Origin of the sequence: Lysinibacillus sp. ZYM-1 (assembly GCF_001308875.1) — a bacterium.
In the GTDB taxonomy this organism is placed as follows: Bacteria; Bacillota; Bacilli; order Bacillales_A; family Planococcaceae; genus Lysinibacillus.
In genome coordinates this window covers 1-15,852 of the sequence record NZ_KQ465126.1, presented here as the reverse complement: position 1 = coordinate 15,852, position 15,852 = coordinate 1, and the positions used below count along the sequence as shown (strand labels likewise).

At 37.0% G+C, this 15,852-nt stretch carries 16 protein-coding genes and 1 tRNA gene; 3 read left to right on the top strand and 14 right to left on the bottom strand.

The features are described 5' to 3' along the window. Nucleotides 1-78: 78 nt before the first annotated feature. From AO843_RS15980 to groES, 5 genes are all read right to left on the bottom strand, one after another. Nucleotides 79-1,089, bottom strand: coding sequence for an ABC transporter substrate-binding protein (locus AO843_RS15980; RefSeq protein ID WP_054612088.1), 1,011 nt, complete (start codon nucleotides 1,087-1,089; stop codon nucleotides 79-81). 10 nt (nucleotides 1,090-1,099) lie between these two features. Then, the gene (locus AO843_RS15975; protein WP_054612087.1) at nucleotides 1,100-1,861 is read right to left on the bottom strand and encodes an ABC transporter ATP-binding protein; all 762 of its coding nucleotides are present in this window, start codon (nucleotides 1,859-1,861) and stop codon (nucleotides 1,100-1,102) included. A gap of 4 nt (nucleotides 1,862-1,865) precedes the next feature. Continuing rightward, nucleotides 1,866-2,915 carry a FecCD family ABC transporter permease gene (locus AO843_RS15970; protein ID WP_369814430.1) on the bottom strand — a complete coding sequence of 350 codons (1,050 nt, stop codon included), beginning with the start codon at nucleotides 2,913-2,915 and terminating at the stop codon, nucleotides 1,866-1,868. A gap of 243 nt (nucleotides 2,916-3,158) precedes the next feature. Then, nucleotides 3,159-4,790 carry a chaperonin GroEL gene (gene groL, locus AO843_RS15965; protein WP_054612085.1) on the bottom strand — a complete coding sequence of 544 codons (1,632 nt, stop codon included), beginning with the start codon at nucleotides 4,788-4,790 and terminating at the stop codon, nucleotides 3,159-3,161. 132 nt (nucleotides 4,791-4,922) lie between these two features. Further along, the gene (gene groES / locus AO843_RS15960; protein ID WP_054612084.1) at nucleotides 4,923-5,207 is read right to left on the bottom strand and encodes a co-chaperone GroES; all 285 of its coding nucleotides are present in this window, start codon (nucleotides 5,205-5,207) and stop codon (nucleotides 4,923-4,925) included. Between the two features lie 169 nt (nucleotides 5,208-5,376). Between groES and AO843_RS15955 the strand changes: the two genes are divergently transcribed. Further along, the gene (locus AO843_RS15955; protein ID WP_054612083.1) at nucleotides 5,377-6,141 is read left to right on the top strand and encodes a CPBP family intramembrane glutamic endopeptidase; all 765 of its coding nucleotides are present in this window, start codon (nucleotides 5,377-5,379) and stop codon (nucleotides 6,139-6,141) included. Between the two features lie 75 nt (nucleotides 6,142-6,216). On the opposite strand, the gene tatC is transcribed toward AO843_RS15955, so the two are convergent. The 3 genes from tatC to AO843_RS15940 all read right to left on the bottom strand — a co-directional run bounded on the left by tatC (nucleotide 6,217) and on the right by AO843_RS15940 (nucleotide 8,044). Continuing rightward, nucleotides 6,217-7,041 (bottom strand): twin-arginine translocase subunit TatC, encoded by an 825-nt coding sequence (gene tatC, locus AO843_RS15950; protein WP_054612082.1) that lies wholly within the window; start codon nucleotides 7,039-7,041, stop codon nucleotides 6,217-6,219. 16 nt (nucleotides 7,042-7,057) lie between these two features. Further along, nucleotides 7,058-7,243: a twin-arginine translocase TatA/TatE family subunit gene (locus AO843_RS15945; RefSeq protein WP_008176991.1), complete on the bottom strand. Its 186-nt coding sequence runs from the start codon at nucleotides 7,241-7,243 to the stop codon at nucleotides 7,058-7,060. A 165-nt stretch (nucleotides 7,244-7,408) separates the two neighbouring features. Then, nucleotides 7,409-8,044 (bottom strand): redox-sensing transcriptional repressor Rex, encoded by a 636-nt coding sequence (locus AO843_RS15940; protein WP_012291935.1) that lies wholly within the window; start codon nucleotides 8,042-8,044, stop codon nucleotides 7,409-7,411. A 252-nt stretch (nucleotides 8,045-8,296) separates the two neighbouring features. On the opposite strand from AO843_RS15940, the gene AO843_RS15935 reads away from it, so the two are divergent. Beyond that, nucleotides 8,297-10,240 carry an ABC transporter ATP-binding protein gene (locus AO843_RS15935; RefSeq protein ID WP_054612081.1) on the top strand — a complete coding sequence of 648 codons (1,944 nt, stop codon included), beginning with the start codon at nucleotides 8,297-8,299 and terminating at the stop codon, nucleotides 10,238-10,240. 437 nt (nucleotides 10,241-10,677) lie between these two features. Here AO843_RS15935 and tsaD read toward each other — a convergent pair whose 3' ends face one another. From tsaD to AO843_RS15905, 6 genes are all read right to left on the bottom strand, one after another. Then, on the bottom strand, nucleotides 10,678-11,694 hold the full coding sequence (gene tsaD, locus AO843_RS15930) for a tRNA (adenosine(37)-N6)-threonylcarbamoyltransferase complex transferase subunit TsaD (RefSeq protein ID WP_054612080.1): 1,017 nt from the start codon (nucleotides 11,692-11,694) through the stop codon (nucleotides 10,678-10,680). After that, nucleotides 11,694-12,146 (bottom strand): ribosomal protein S18-alanine N-acetyltransferase, encoded by a 453-nt coding sequence (gene rimI / locus AO843_RS15925; RefSeq protein WP_054612079.1) that lies wholly within the window; start codon nucleotides 12,144-12,146, stop codon nucleotides 11,694-11,696. Before rimI ends, tsaD begins: the two co-directional genes overlap by 1 nt. After that, the gene (gene tsaB / locus AO843_RS15920) at nucleotides 12,139-12,846 is read right to left on the bottom strand and encodes a tRNA (adenosine(37)-N6)-threonylcarbamoyltransferase complex dimerization subunit type 1 TsaB (protein WP_054612078.1); all 708 of its coding nucleotides are present in this window, start codon (nucleotides 12,844-12,846) and stop codon (nucleotides 12,139-12,141) included. The genes rimI and tsaB overlap by 8 nt, the downstream gene beginning before the upstream one ends. After that, on the bottom strand, nucleotides 12,843-13,292 hold the full coding sequence (gene tsaE, locus AO843_RS15915) for a tRNA (adenosine(37)-N6)-threonylcarbamoyltransferase complex ATPase subunit type 1 TsaE (RefSeq protein ID WP_054612077.1): 450 nt from the start codon (nucleotides 13,290-13,292) through the stop codon (nucleotides 12,843-12,845). The genes tsaB and tsaE overlap by 4 nt, the downstream gene beginning before the upstream one ends. Nucleotides 13,293-13,501: 209 nt before the next feature. Then, a complete protein-coding gene (locus tag AO843_RS15910; protein ID WP_054612076.1) occupies nucleotides 13,502-13,840 on the bottom strand; it encodes a hypothetical protein in 339 nt (112 codons plus the stop codon). A gap of 448 nt (nucleotides 13,841-14,288) precedes the next feature. After that, nucleotides 14,289-14,364 (bottom strand) — tRNA-Asp (locus tag AO843_RS15905). Nucleotides 14,365-14,588: 224 nt separating this feature from the next. On the opposite strand from AO843_RS15905, the gene AO843_RS15900 reads away from it, so the two are divergent. Further along, complete coding sequence (locus AO843_RS15900) at nucleotides 14,589-15,653, top strand: M24 family metallopeptidase (RefSeq protein ID WP_054612075.1); 1,065 nt, start codon at nucleotides 14,589-14,591, stop codon at nucleotides 15,651-15,653. Nucleotides 15,654-15,852 lie beyond the last annotated feature (199 nt).

Genomic DNA, 15,852 nt, shown 5'->3' with positions numbered 1-15,852 from the left:
ATTTCTCCTCCCTTTTTATGAATAGAAAAGCTGCCCATTGTGTCTGTTTTTTCGACCCCTGGGCAGCTCTAGTACCTATTATTTAAATAAATCTGGATACATTTCTTTTGCTAAGTCTTCCATGCCATCTATTGTATTATAGCCATAACCAAACATATAATTGTAATCTACAATATAGATTTGTTTGTTTTTAATAGCCTTCATGCTTGAAAGCTTTGGATTAGCATAGATTTCTTCACGTACTTTTGTTAGATCAGAACCATCCCAGTTTGGAAGAATTAACACATCTGGATCTGACGCAATTAATGTTTCCACACTAACATCACCTTTTTCATCTTTGAAAATATTATCTAACTTAACCATTTTGAATGCATCATTAAAGAATGTTTCATCATGCGCTGGATATACAAAAAGTTCCTTTGGATCATTTGTATGCAAATAAGCAAATGTTTTTTCTTCTTTAATACTTTCTAATTTTGAAGTTATGTCTTGTTGTCGATCTTTTAATTCTTTAATAAAGCTAGCCGCCTTATCTTGAACATTAAAAATTTCACCAATATTTTCAATATCTTTGTAAATAGAATCATAGGTGCCTCCTGTAATTGATGATTCTAATACAAATGTTTTAATACCCATTTCATTCAGTGAGTCTACTGTGCCTACTCCCCATTCAGCATTATCAAATAATCCACCACGACCAAATACTAAATCTGGATTAGTTCCTAATGTAACCTCTTTACCTACATATTCATCACTTAAAATATTTAACTTTGAATATTCCGCTTCGACAGATTTATCAACAGCACCAAAGTTTGCACCAACACCGACGATTTTATCGCCTAGTCCTAAATGCAATAATAGTTCCGCTGCCGGACGTGTATTTGCCATGATTTTTTCAGGCGCTTTATCGAATACTTGATCTTTCTTTTCCCATGACGAACCACCTTCAGCCTTTGTAAAATTTTCAATGGTTAATGGGTAATGTTCTTTTGTTTGTGATTCTTCTGAAGTATTTTTGGTAGTATTACCGCAAGCTGTTAACGTTAATAAAGCTGCTAACCCAATACCTAGTAATAATTTTTTCTTCATGGTATTCCTCCTATAGTCCATATGCAAAGCCTAATCCATTCGTCACTGGATTAGTAAACGTTTGACATTTGATATGATATAAAGCTTCTATTATTTCAGGTGTTAAAACTTCTTCAGGTGTACCATGCGCATAAATCTCACCATCTTTTACGGCGTATAGATAATCACAGTAATGAGCAGCCATCTCTAAATCGTGAAGCGCTGCTAAAACACCAATATTTAAGCTTCTCACACAGGATAGTATTTCGATTTGATAACGAATGTCTAAATGGTTTGTTGGTTCATCTAAAATCATAAATTTAGGCTGCTGGGCGATTGTTCTTGCTAAAATAACCCGTTGTTTTTCCCCACCAGATAACGACAGGAAGCTACGTCCCTTATATGATTGCAAATTCGTGCGCGTTAAGGCCTCTTCCACAATGGCAAAATCCTTTTGGTTATCTGACTCTAACATTTTTTTATGAGGTGTTCTTCCTAACATCACCATTTGCTGTACAGTTAAATCAAAGTGCATTTCATTGAATTGTCCCACTACACCTAAATGCTGTGAAATCTTTTTTTCTGGACTTTTCAAAACATCTAAATCATCTAAATAGACCATTCCTTTTTGTGGCACTAAGCTTTTGTAAATACTTTTCAATAAAGTTGACTTTCCGCATCCATTTGGTCCGATTAAGCCCACAAATTGCTGCTTGTTTACATGAATGGATATGTTTTTTACAATTTCTTTTTTACCAATCTTCACTTCTATTTCTTTTGCTACTAATTCCATTGTTCTACCCTCCGAAGTTGTAACCTTTTTTTACAATCATATAGATAAATAATGGTGATCCAATGACAGAAGTAATGATGCCGATCGGTAATTCAACATTTTGGATTAATGTTCGAGACAGAATATCTGCCCAAATCATAAAAAGCCCTCCTAAGAGTAATGTTCCTAGCATTAACCGTTTATGATCTGCTCCAAAAATCCCTCTTGTAATATGTGGAATAATTAAGCCGACAAAACCAATCATACCTGCGTAAGCGACCATTGTCCCTGTGATCAGCGATGTTAGAATCATATACAATTTACGATAAACACTTAAATTGATACCTAATGTGATAGCCGATTCATCCCCCAATAGCATCGTATTAAGCACACGATGTTGGAAAAGAAATAATGCAGCTCCTAATACAATTACAACTGCTAAGATCGGCGTTTTTTCCCAGCTTGCAGAAGCTAAACTTCCCATAGACCAAAAAGTAACGGTTTTTATGCCCTCTGCATTATTCGCAAAAAAGATGATAAGGCTTGAAAAAGAGCTACATAATGCACCTATGACAACACCCGATAAAACGAGCTTTACCGATGTTGCTTTACCACCAATGCTAGATAAAATAAGTACTGCCATAGAGGTAAGCATTGCCCCTGCAAACGCTCCAAAGGCTACCCCAAATTGTGCCAATAAAGCACTACTCCCAAAACCAACTAGAATGGCAAAGGTTGCACCCAATGATGCGCCCGAAGAAATACCAAGTATGTATGGGTCAGCAAGAGGATTTTGAACGACTGCTTGCATCACAGCACCACATAGTGCAAGTCCGATACCTATTAGTAACGCAAAAATTACACGCGGCATTCTAACCTGTAAAATAATATTCAAATAAGACTCACTATCTACACTATCGAGTGTGCCTAACTTTCCATTGGATACAGCATGCAACAAAATATCCATTGATTGTTTGAAAGGAATGCTAACTTGTCCTATTGATACAGAAAAAACGGCAGATATTATAATGGCGCCTATTAAAAGCAAAATAATGACATAATAAATATTGCCCATCCCTATTCTGTTTGCTTCCTGTTTATCCAAAATGTCACCTCAATCATCCAATTAGTTACAACTGATAACGATTATCATTATCATTTTACATTTTGTATTGTAAGGGATAATCTATGGAAAAACAACAGGAAATTTTTTTTTATTAGATTTTTGCATTAAAAGCACAAAAAACCAGCTCTCAATTTTTAAACTGAGAACTGGTTTTTTTATATTTTAGTTAATCAAGTCGCTCTATGCGATAGATTACATCATTCCTGGCATGCCGCCCATACCACTCATATCCGGCATTGCTGGGGCTGCTTCTGGAATATCTGCTACAACTGCTTCTGTTGTTAAGAATAACGCTGCTACAGATGCTGCGTTTTGTAAAGCTGAGCGAGTTACTTTCGCTGGGTCTACTACGCCTGCTTCCATCATGTTTACCCATTCGCCTGTTGCTGCATTGAAACCAACGCCAATTTCTTCACGTTTTAGGCGATCCACAATGATAGAGCCTTCAAGACCAGCGTTGTTAGCGATTTGGCGAACTGGCTCTTCTAATGCGCGTAGAACAATTTTAATACCTGTCGCTACATCGCCCTCTTCAGATTCAGCCATTTTTTCAACTGCTGCATAAACGTTAAGAAGTGCAGTACCACCACCTGATACGATACCTTCTTCAACAGCTGCACGTGTTGAGTTTAAAGCATCTTCAATACGAAGTTTACGCTCTTTAAGCTCTGTTTCTGTTGCAGCACCAACTTTAATTACTGCTACACCACCCGCTAATTTAGCAAGGCGTTCTTGTAATTTTTCTTTATCGAATTCTGAAGTTGTTTCAGCAAGTTGTGCTCGGATTTGGCCAATACGTGCTTCGATTGCATCTGCACCGCCTACACCTTCAACAACTGTCGTATTGTCTTTTGTGACAACAACTTTTGCAGCACGACCAAGTGAAGAAATATCAGCTGATTTTAGGTCTAATCCTAATTCTTCTGTAATCACTTGACCACCAGTTAAGATAGCGATATCTTCAAGCATTGCTTTACGACGATCACCAAATCCTGGTGCTTTTACTGCTACAGCGTTGAATGTACCACGAAGTTTGTTCACAACAAGTGTTGCAAGCGCTTCTCCTTCAACATCTTCAGCAATAATTAAAAGTGGACGGCCTTGTTGTACCACTTGTTCTAATAATGGTAATACTTCTTGGATGTTAGTAATTTTTTTATCTGTAATTAAGATAAATGGGTTATCAAGAACCGCTTCCATTTTATCTGTGTCTGTTACCATATAGTGTGACGCATAGCCTCGGTCAAATTGCATACCTTCTACTACATCAAGCTCTGTTGTGAAGCCTTTTGATTCTTCAATTGTAATAACTCCGTCGTTACCAACACGCTCCATTGCTTCAGCAATCAGTTGTCCAACTTCATCATCTGCAGCAGAAATAGCAGCTACTTGTGCAATTTCTTCTTTATTGCTTACTGGACGGGAAATAGCGTGTAATTCTGTAAGTGCAGCAGCAACTGCTTTATCAATCCCCTTGCGAATTCCTACAGGATTTGCACCAGCCGTAACGTTTTTCAAGCCTTCACGAATAATTGCTTGTGCTAGAACTGTTGCAGTTGTTGTACCGTCACCAGCGATTTCGTTTGTCTTAGAAGCCACTTCAGCTACTAATTTTGCTCCCATGTTTTCGTATGGGTTTTCTAGCTCGATTTCTTTAGCGATAGTCACACCATCATTTGTAATAAGTGGTGAACCGAATTTTTTTTCTAAAACAACATTACGTCCTTTTGGTCCTAATGTTACTTTTACTGTATTCGCTAATTTATCTACACCTTGTAACATTAATGAACGAGCGTCTTCTGAGAATTTAATATCTTTTGCCATGAGAATTTACCCTCCTGAAATGGAATATTCGTGAAGCTTCTTCAATATATTTATATCAATTTCATCTTATTGTCACCTTCGTTAAACGGACAATAAGCCTTCACCTTTATTTAAGGTGTGTAAATAATGTTCTTATTCAATAATTGCAAGAATATCGCTTTCGCGTAAAATTAGGTATTCATTACCTTCAAATTTAACTTCCGTACCAGAGTATTTAGAGAAAATAATGTGGTCGTCAACTTTAACGTCAAGCTCTACACGTTGTCCGTTCTCTAATACACGACCTGTCCCAACTGCTACTACTTTACCTTCTTGTGGTTTTTCTTTTGCAGAGTCAGGTAGTACAATACCGAATGCAGATTTTTCTTCTACCTCGATTAGTTCAATTACAATACGATCTCCTAGTGGTCTTAACAAGTGAAACAACCTCCTAATAATAATAATTGTTGAAATTTATTAGCACTCTATATCAATGAGTGCTAACACAATTATTATGATAATCAATCGAACTTTTTTTTGCAAGTCAGAACTTCGAAAAATTTTGTTTTCTTTCCATATTCCTCTACAATAGAAAGGAAGCATATGAATGGAAAGGATTTTGACTGTGACTAATTCTCAAAAAATAACGAAACATAAAAAAACAGCTCTATATGTTTTACTGATTTATATCCTTATGCAAATCTCAAGTAGATGGTTGCTCTTACCGTTTCACAAGCTTGTTATGAAGATGAGTGGTCTAGCCTCTGAACAAGCAGCACCCATAACTCAAGGCTGGTATATTGCCCTAAGCTTTGCAGTTGCGCTCATTTTAAGTTTAATCTTAACATCCCGTGATAAAGCCTTTTGGAACATTTATCAAGGAAAAAAGGAAACAATACCGCTCACAATTGTTTGGGGCATTCTTGGCTTTTTCCTCGTATTCTTTGGTCAAATGATTGGAGCAGCTATTGAAATGGCCGCTTTTGGTATCGAAGGAGGTTCCCAAAATACTGCAGATATTGTCGCTATAGCAAAAGGAGCTCCTATTGCCATAATAGCAATTGTTGTATTTGGGCCAATTTTAGAAGAGTTCGTCTTCCGCAGAGTTATATTTGGATCACTTGTCCAAACAACAAATTTCTGGGTGGCGGCAATAGTAAGTGCCATATTCTTTGCGATTATCCACTTCGACTTCTCTCATATCTTGCTTTATACCATTTGTGGTTTAATTTTTGCTTTTTTATATCACAAAACAAAACGTATTTGGACTTCTATTATTGCACACGTTATGCTCAATGGATTTGTGACACTTGTACAATTCTATGCAGAACCATTGCAAAAGTTTCTTCAAGAACTAGAAAAAATGCAATAAATTTTTGTAAAGCTATATAAAGTTGTCAAAAATACAAAAGCTCGGTGCCTTAGTGAGGGCACCGAGCTTTATTTATTACTGTTGATTCAATTCTTCTATTTGTTGTCGTTGCTGTTCAAGCGCCTCTTCAATTTGACGCTTTTGCTCAGCTTCCTGCTCTTCTTTTAATCGAATTTCCTCTGATTTTAAATATTTCCTATAACCAACTCGAGATATCATAATACTAATTTCATACAGGATAAATAGTGGCACCGATACCATTAAGTGAGACGCCAATTCAGGCGGTGCAATGAGAGCAGCACATACAAATAAACCAAAGTATGAATATTTACGAATACGAATTAGTAGATCTGGACTCAATATTCCTATCCGTGAAAAGAACAATACTACAATAGGTAATTGGAATAGAAAACCGAATGGTATTGTGAGTTTAAATAAAAATGTAAAATACTCATGTATACCAATTGCTTGCTTAATATCTAAATCATTTGATAAATTCATCATGAATTCGATGACATACGGGAATAATAAAAAGTAAGAAAAAGATAACCCTCCGATAAACAATAAAAATGAATATGGTATATAGCTTAAGGTTGCTTTTCTTTCTACTTCCCTTAATCCTGGACTAATAAACGACCACAATTGATACATTAATACTGGCGATGAAAGAATAAATGCAATTAAAAAAACAACTTGAATATAAATTGCTAGTGGTGTTACTACGTCAAATGCATGGAGCTCGATATTATATTTTGCTCCTGTAGATTGAAGGTATTTAACAAGTGGCTTTGCGACAAAAAAGGCGCTGGCCATAGCTAGAACAAAGAAAACGGCAACAATGAACAGCCGTTTTCTTAATTCTTCTATATGCTCAATGACAGTTAGATCTTTTGGATTCATTCCTCAACATCCTAACTTACTTATCTAGTTCTTTCTTTTTCTTGTCATCATCATCTTCGTCGGCTAAACCTTTAGTTGCATTTTTGAATTCACGTAGTGTTGAACCAAATGCTTTACCAAGCTCTGGTAACTTTTTAGGACCAAAAATTAGTAACGCGACAACTCCGATAATAATGAGGCTCATAGGACCAATACCGCCCATTACAGCCACCTCCTCTTTATATCCATCATTTTAACGCATATTTCGCCATTTTGCTAACTAATTATATGTGAAAGTTTTTCGTCACTCTCACTGATTTTACCGTGTTTTATTTAAAATTACTATTTGACAGAAACGGTGAACTCCACTTTAAAATATGTAAAATTTTCACACTTCCTGATTCCGAATTAAATAAATAAGCGCTTGCAATTCTACCGATAAATCAATGGTTAAGAGCTGCATACTATCCGGCACCGTTAAACGCTCAGGAGTAAAGTTTAAAATGCCCTTCGCATTCATGGCCGCTAAGCGATCCGCCATTTTTTGTGCTGAGCGTGGCGATACGGTCAAAATAGCAAGCTCTGCCCCGTATTCTGCATACTTTTCTTCCAGTAAATCAGGATGAAAAACAGGAATGTTACTGATCATTTTTCCATCTTTTGGAGCTTTCGAGTCAAATGCTACGACAATATGAGTATTGTGGTTTTTTTGAAAATTATATTTTAATAATGCACTGCCTAAATTCCCCACGCCAATTAACGCCACTTTTGTTGTTTCATGTTGATCAAGCGTCTGGCTAAAAAATTGTAATAGATGCTGTACATCGTAGCCATAGCCTTTTTTCCCAAGAGCACCAAAATAAGAAAAGTCACGGCGAATCGTTGCAGAATCTATTTTCATCGCTTCACTCAGTTCCTTCGACGAAATACGTTCCATACCTTCTTGTGCAAAGTTTTGAATAAATCGATAGTAAAGAGGAAGTCTTTTTGTAGTGGCTTGTGGAATTTTTAATTCTTGTTTCAACCTTTCTCCTCCTTATGATAAATCTCAATCAATTTTACTGTATTTAACTACTAATTTTAATACATTCATCCTTAACTATATACAACATTTTTGCAATCCCCTATCGTATTTCTCTTTAGTTAATGGCGCTTTTACGCAGCTAACTAAAAAGAAATCGTTTCAATCTTACATGACTGCTAGGAATAAGTAAAGCATCGACATTGCATGCAAATCGTTCATCCATTACACTAAGGTAGAATTGAGGTGTCAAGAATGATTGTTTTACAGGTCAATCAACTAACTAAATCCTTTCTTGCAGATGAAATTTTAAGTGGTGTCAAATTGGAGGTTCAACACCGTGATCGTGTTGCTTTAGTAGGCCGAAACGGTGCAGGTAAATCTACTTTATTAAAAATAATCGCTGGTCAAATGTCCTATGACTCAGGTGATATTATTATTCCAAAAGGGATACAGATTGGTTATTTAGAGCAGCATGCTGGATTAAATTCTACACTAAGCATTTGGGATGAAATGATGACAATTTTTGCATCATTTTTAGCACAAGAACAAACCCTGCGTTCACTTGAACAACAAATGGCCGATCCTGCCGTTTACGAAAACGCGACTGTTTATGCGAAAATTATGTCTGAATATGATCAATTACAGCATTCTTTTAAAGATGCAGGTGGCTATCAATATGAATCAGATATACGCTCTGTGCTTCATGGAATGCAGTTCTATCCTGAAGATTTTGACAAGCCAATCAGCTCATTATCTGGTGGACAACGAACACGATTAGCGCTTGCTAAACTATTACTAAGTAAGCCAGATCTTTTAATTCTCGATGAGCCTACGAACCATTTAGATATTGAAACACTCTCATGGTTGGAATCTTACTTAAAGGGTTATGAAGGCGCTATTTTAATTGTTTCCCATGACCGCTATTTCTTAGACCAAGTTGTTTCCATTGTCTATGAAGTATCACGTCATCGCGTTACAAAATATACAGGGAACTATAGTGCTTACTTGGATGAAAAAGCTAAAAACTATGAACGAGATGTCAAACAATATGAGCGTCAGCAAGATGAAAAGGCCAAGCTTGAAGATTTTATCCAAAAAAATATTGCACGTGCCTCTACCACTAAAATGGCACAAAGTCGTCGTAAAATGCTTGAACGGACAGAGTGGATGGAATCGCCAGATGGTGATGAGAAATCGGCTAGTTTCGGTTTTAACATTGAACGTCAAAGTGGTAATGATGTATTAAACGCTGATGATTTAACAATTGGTTATGGTGATCATAAAATATCAAGTGGTATTAACCTACGTACTTTTCGCGAGGATCGTATAGCCCTTGTTGGTCCAAATGGGGTTGGCAAATCAACTTTATTAAAAACTATTGTCAAAGATATATCCCCAATGGCAGGTGATATTCGTTACGGTACCAATGTACAAATTGGATATTACGATCAAGAGCAAGCAAAGCTATCAAGCAATAAGAGTGTCTTGAAAGAGCTATGGGATGAGTGGCCACTCCTGAATGAAAAGGATATACGCTCAGTATTAGGACGTTTCCTTTTCAGTGGAGAAGATGTAGATAAAACTGTCTCCTCATTATCGGGCGGTGAGAAGGCTCGACTAGCACTTTCGAAATTAATGATGAAAAAGGCGAACTTTTTAATTTTGGATGAGCCTACTAACCATCTTGACTTAGATAGTAAAGAAGTTTTGGAAAATGCTTTAATTGATTATCCAGGAACACTTCTTTTTGTGTCGCATGACCGCTACTTCATTAATCGCATTGCAACAAAAGTGGTCGAGTTGTCTGGAACTGGGTCGTTTGAATACTTAGGCGACTATGATTATTATTTGGAGAAAAAGCAGGAGTTACTGGAGTTGGCACAAATGAAAGCAGCCTCCCAACCACAAGCACAGCAGGAACAACTCGAAAAGGCTACTACTTCAATGATCGATAAAGAAGCTAAAAAACGTGAACGTCAAATTAGACGGACTATCGAGGATTTAGAAGGTAAGATGCAAGAAACAACCACTGTCATAGCAAACATAGAGGAAGCACTCTGCGATCCTGCCATTTTTACAGACCATGAAAAAATTGCCCAACTGCAAGGAGAATTAGCTACTGTTAAGGAACAGCATGAGCTTTTGGAATTAGAGTGGCTAGCGTTAAATGAAGAATTAGAAAATATAAATATGTAATTTGATTTAAGCCGTGTGCATTGTCACATGGCTTTTTTCTTTACTCTCCTTCATTTTTCATATATATTGGTCAAGTGCTATTTTTCGACAAAAAATGCCCACAGTTTTATTCACACCAAAAATATAGTAATACCAACATATCAACAGAGTTTTCCACATTGTCCACAACTCAAAAAAAATTTGTCCACATTAATTCATATAAAAAGGGCTACTATATATTGAATAATCACAAGTTATGCACAAGTTATCAACAATTTGTGCATAAGTACGCGTGTTCGCTCTATAATTCACTACTTGACCTGTGGATAATTTTCTGAAAAATTTGTCAATTTTATATAAACTAAGTGATACTCTCTTTTCATGGTTCTTTTTTTATCAACAAATTTTTTAACATACAAAAAGAGGTACCTTAATAACTAAGATACCTCTTTTAATTCTTACACCCAAGATTTTAACTCCATTCCTGGACGCCCATTCATCATTAAGTTTCCTCGAATACCCGCTTCAAACATCGGCATTGCTGCCGCTCCAATCATTGCTGCATTATCTGTACATAATTTCAGAGGCGGTACAAAAAACGGAATACCCTCCTCAGCGAACACTGCCTCTAATGAAGTACGCAAGCCTTTATTCGCCGCTACACCACCTGCTGCAATTACCTGTTTCACCTGATACTCTCGAGCAGCACGCAATGTTTTAGCCGTCAGTACTTCTACAACACTTTCCTGAAAGCCTTTTGCTACCGCAGTTGGGGTTATTTCTTCTCCTCGTTGATCCATATTGTGCTTATAATTTATCACAGCTGATTTTAAGCCACTAAAGCTAAAATCATAAGAATCTTCCTCCAGCCACACTCTAGGGAATCGTACTGCCTCTTCTCCCTCATGTGCAAGCTGATCGATACGCGGGCCACCTGGATATGGTAGGTTTAATACGCGGGCCACTTTATCATAGGCTTCACCTGCTGCATCATCCCTCGTCTCACCAATCACCTCGAAGGAGCCATGTTCCTTCATATAGACAAGCTCTGTATGTCCACCAGATACCACAAGTGCTAACAAAGGAAAATCCATTGGCTGTACTAGGGCATTAGCATAAATATGACCAGCAATATGATGCACACCAATGATCGGTAAATTGTTCGCAAATGCAAACGCCTTAGCTGCGTTTATGCCAATTAACAGCGCACCGACAAGACCCGGTCCCTCAGTAACCGCAACAGCATCTAAATCGGCTGGCTTTATATTCGCTTGTGCTAAAGCTTCCTCAATCACCACTGTAATTTGTTCAACATGATGACGTGAAGCAATTTCAGGAACCACACCACCAAATCGTTTGTGGCTTTCTATTTGTGAAGCAACGACATTCGAAACAATTTCATTACCATTTCGAATAACCGCTGCAGCTGTTTCATCACAGCTCGACTCTATTGCTAATATCATTCCATTATTCATTATAAATTCACCCACATGACAAGGGCATCCTCCCCGTTATCAGTATAATAGCCTGCTCGTTTACCACCATCTTGGAATTGAAGCTTGCGATAAAGGTTTTGTGCAACAGTATTCGTTACACGTACCTCTAAAGACATGACTTCCATTCCATGTAAACGAGCTATTTGCATTGCCTCACACATAAGCCCCTCACCAATACCTCGGCCACGAGCCTGCTCAATAACAGCAACGTTCGTAATTTGTGCTGCATCTATGACCATCCACATGCCACAAAAACCGATAATACTGCCATCCTCATCTACAGCCAACACATAATGTGCATATTGATTCTCATGCACTTCATAGTAGAAGGAATCTAACGTCCATGGCACAGGAAATGAGGCAAGCTCTATTTCATAGACGGCTGGGACATCGTCAGATAACATTTTACGATATGTTACATTACTACTCATGTTCCTTCTCCTTTTGTTCCTTTAGCCAATTCGCCTCAGCCTCAGCAATTCGTTTGTACTGTGGGACAAAGTGATGAGTTGCCTCTATACTCGGAAGTTCAGCATTCATCGCCAAACGAATGACTTCAGTGGCTCGTGGTAAGTCATGGCTAAACGGTGCACGTATTGCTGCATCACCAAGTACTCCAACAATCTTTTCCCAAAAAATATCAACATCTGTTCCTACAAATAAAATAGGAGCCTCTAACGCCTTTAAACGAGATAATAAATCATCAATATGTGCATGATGATCCTCCATAATAGTCTCTAATGCCAGTCCTTGATAAATAGCCGTATAGACATTACTTCTACGAGCATCAAATATAGGACAAATCAATCCGTTATACAAAGTAGCATTTGCAGCTAACGCCTTCAAACTAGATATGCCGACTAGAGGCTTTTGCAATGACCATGCCAAAGTCTTTGCTAGGGTTACACCTATACGGACACCTGTATAAGAACCTGGCCCTTCAGATACGGCAATCCCATCCAATTCGTTAGGTTTTAAATTTACCCTTGCTAGGATTTCCTCAATAGCTGGCATAGCTCCTGCAGAATGCGTTAATTTTATATTTTGTATCATTTCGGCCACCACTTTTCCATCTTTCACAACCGCAATGGACAGTGGTGTATTCGCTGTTTCTATTCCTAACCAAATCATTTCATTAGCTCCTCACATAGTGCCTCGTAGCGTTTTCCACGAGGTATTAACACAAAGCGTCGTTCTTTTTCTCCGATTCGGTAAATCTCTATCGCTAGTCGATCTTGTGGCAAATCTTGTTCAATTAAATGAGCCCACTCTACCACTGATACAGCATCTCCATAGAATAACTCTTCCCAACCAAGATCCTCATCACTTTCTGCTAGTCGATAAACATCTAAATGATTAAAGGGTAAACGCCCCTCATATTGTTTAACAATCGTAAAGGTTGGACTATTTACAGTTCTTTGGACACCAAGACCTTTTGCCAAAGCTTTCGTAAAAGTTGTCTTTCCAGCTCCTAGATCCCCTTCTAATGTAATCGTATCCTGAGCCTCTAGTAAATTCGCAAGTCTCAAAGCAAAGTGTTCTGTATCACCGACTGAATTCATGATTATTTCATACATTATCTTTTTTTCCTCTCATCACTACATTATCTCTAGTTTACCTAAACTAGCGAAAATGTTCAAAGTATCTAATATCAATCATGGCTCTTCATAATTGTTGTCATCATTGCTTTTGCACAGAAACATCCTATTTGAACCTCTATCAACCATTTCCATACTTTATGAAACCACACAAAAACACGCCTTCTCCCAAGAAGACGTGTATCTATTTATCTATTGGAATGACCTTTTACGGCTATAATTTCTTTATCAATCAGTTTATCATCCTTAAATTTCACTATATAGGCCTGCGTCATCAATTTCTCATCATTCCAGCGATATTCATTATTATTAACCTTTTTACCTGCGCCGCCTGCTGTTTCTACTACCTCAATATACGACATATCATTTTTTAATTTTTTAAATTCTGCTTCATTCATATTCTTTTGCCAATGATATGCATTTGATTCTTCAATCTCTATAATAGGATCCCCACAGCCTACCATCATAATCATGGAACCAATAAGCAAAGGTAGATAAAGACATTTTAAAAAATGGTCTTTGCTCATGTAAACACCTCCGTAGCCAATCCGATTACTTCTAATTTTTACCCTTAGTCTTTATTTTAGAAACATATCTAATTCTACCTTATTGAAACGACATCATTTATCGGTATTTGTTACTATTTTTAGATAATGTAAAAAATATGAAATCAGGTAGGCTAATGACAATAAGTTGTTTGATTTCACTGGGATTAGGGGCAATTGCAGAAAGGTTTGGCGATCTACTTAGGGAAATGGATGTTATTCTAATAAAAATAACGGGAGATTGGTCACAATATCATTCTAATTTATAATCCTTTTAACCTTTGTGTTTCTAAGCTAATATACTGGTCCACAAGACGTTAAGCATTCATCCTTCCAACATATATCCAATAGGAAAATAAAAATAAAAATCGAACGAATACAAAAAAGCTCCTATGATTTATCATCATAAGAGCTATATTATTAATTTAAATGGCGGTCCCGACCGGGATCGAACCGGCGATCTCCTGCGTGACAGGCAGGCATGTTAACCGCTACACCACGGGACCTTCTTAAGACATTTATAAATATATCATATGTAAGTAACCAACGCAAGAAATATTTTCATATTTTTTTCCTATATATGATGTTAATATAACAGGACGGATAAATAGAAAAATAATATTCTACTTTGCCCTGCTTCATTTTGCAAATAAATCACTATGTAATTAAATTTTCTCTTAAACTTCGCACTGTTTTTGCAGTATATTTAACTTAAAGGAGGAATGACAACATGTCAAAATTAGAACATTTAAGAAAAGCTTTGCAAGTGCAAGAAACGGACGCTATTATCATTACAAATGCTCAAAATCGCCGTTACCTAACAGACTTTACAGGTAGTACTGGAACCGTTATTGTAACTAACAATCGTGCACTTTTATTGGTAGACTTCCGCTATACACAGCAAGCAACTGAACAAAGCAAAATTTTTGAAGTCTTGGAGATCGATCGTAACCGTTTATATGAGACTATTCAAGAATTTTTCGAACAAGAGTCCATTCAAACAGTTGGTTTTGAGCAACATCATGTTACTTATTATGACTATCAATTAATAAATAGTAAATTAACTGCCACATTAAAGCCATTATCTAATATTGTAGAAAATTTACGAATGATTAAAACGCCTGAAGAGATTAAAACAATTAAAAAAGCAGCTTGGATTTCAGATGAGGCATTTAAGCATATCTTAACATACATTAAACCTGGCATGACTGAAATCGAGATTGCCTATGAATTAGAGTCCCATATGCGAAAAAATGGTGCAACTGGAGCAGCTTTCGACATGATTATCGCTTCTGGCCATCGTTCAGCATTGCCACATGGTCTAGCTTCTTCTAAGACCATTCAGCAAGGTGATATGATGACACTAGATTTTGGTGCTTATTATCAAGGCTATCGTTCTGATATGACAAGAACAATTGCTGTTGGAGAACCATCAGCGCAATTAAAGGAAATATATCAAATCGTCTTTGATTCATTGCAAAATGCCCTTTCTCATATGAAAGCTGGTATTACAGGAAAAGAAGCAGATAGCTATACTCGCAATTACATAACAGATAAAGGTTACGGACAAAATTACGGGCATGGTGCAGGACATGGTATCGGCTTAGATATCCATGAAAATATATTTATGTCAACTATATGTGAAGACATTCTAGAGGAAAATATGGTACTTACAGTTGAACCAGGTATTTACATCCCAAATGTAGGTGGAGTTCGTATCGAGGATGATGTCATTATTACAAAGAACGGTGTGGAGATCATCACCCACTCTCCTAAGGATCTTATCATTTTGTAATTTATTAATATAATTTTTTTCCTTTTGGAATTATAAGGAGCAATGACAATTTCTATTTTATTGTCATTGCTTTTTGTTAAGAAAATAAAAAACAGCCAGGACACAGCTGACTGTTTTGGTTGCCTAGCGATGTCCTACTCTCACAGGGGGAAGCCCCCAACTACCATCGGCGCTAAAGAGCTTAACTTCCGTGTTCGGT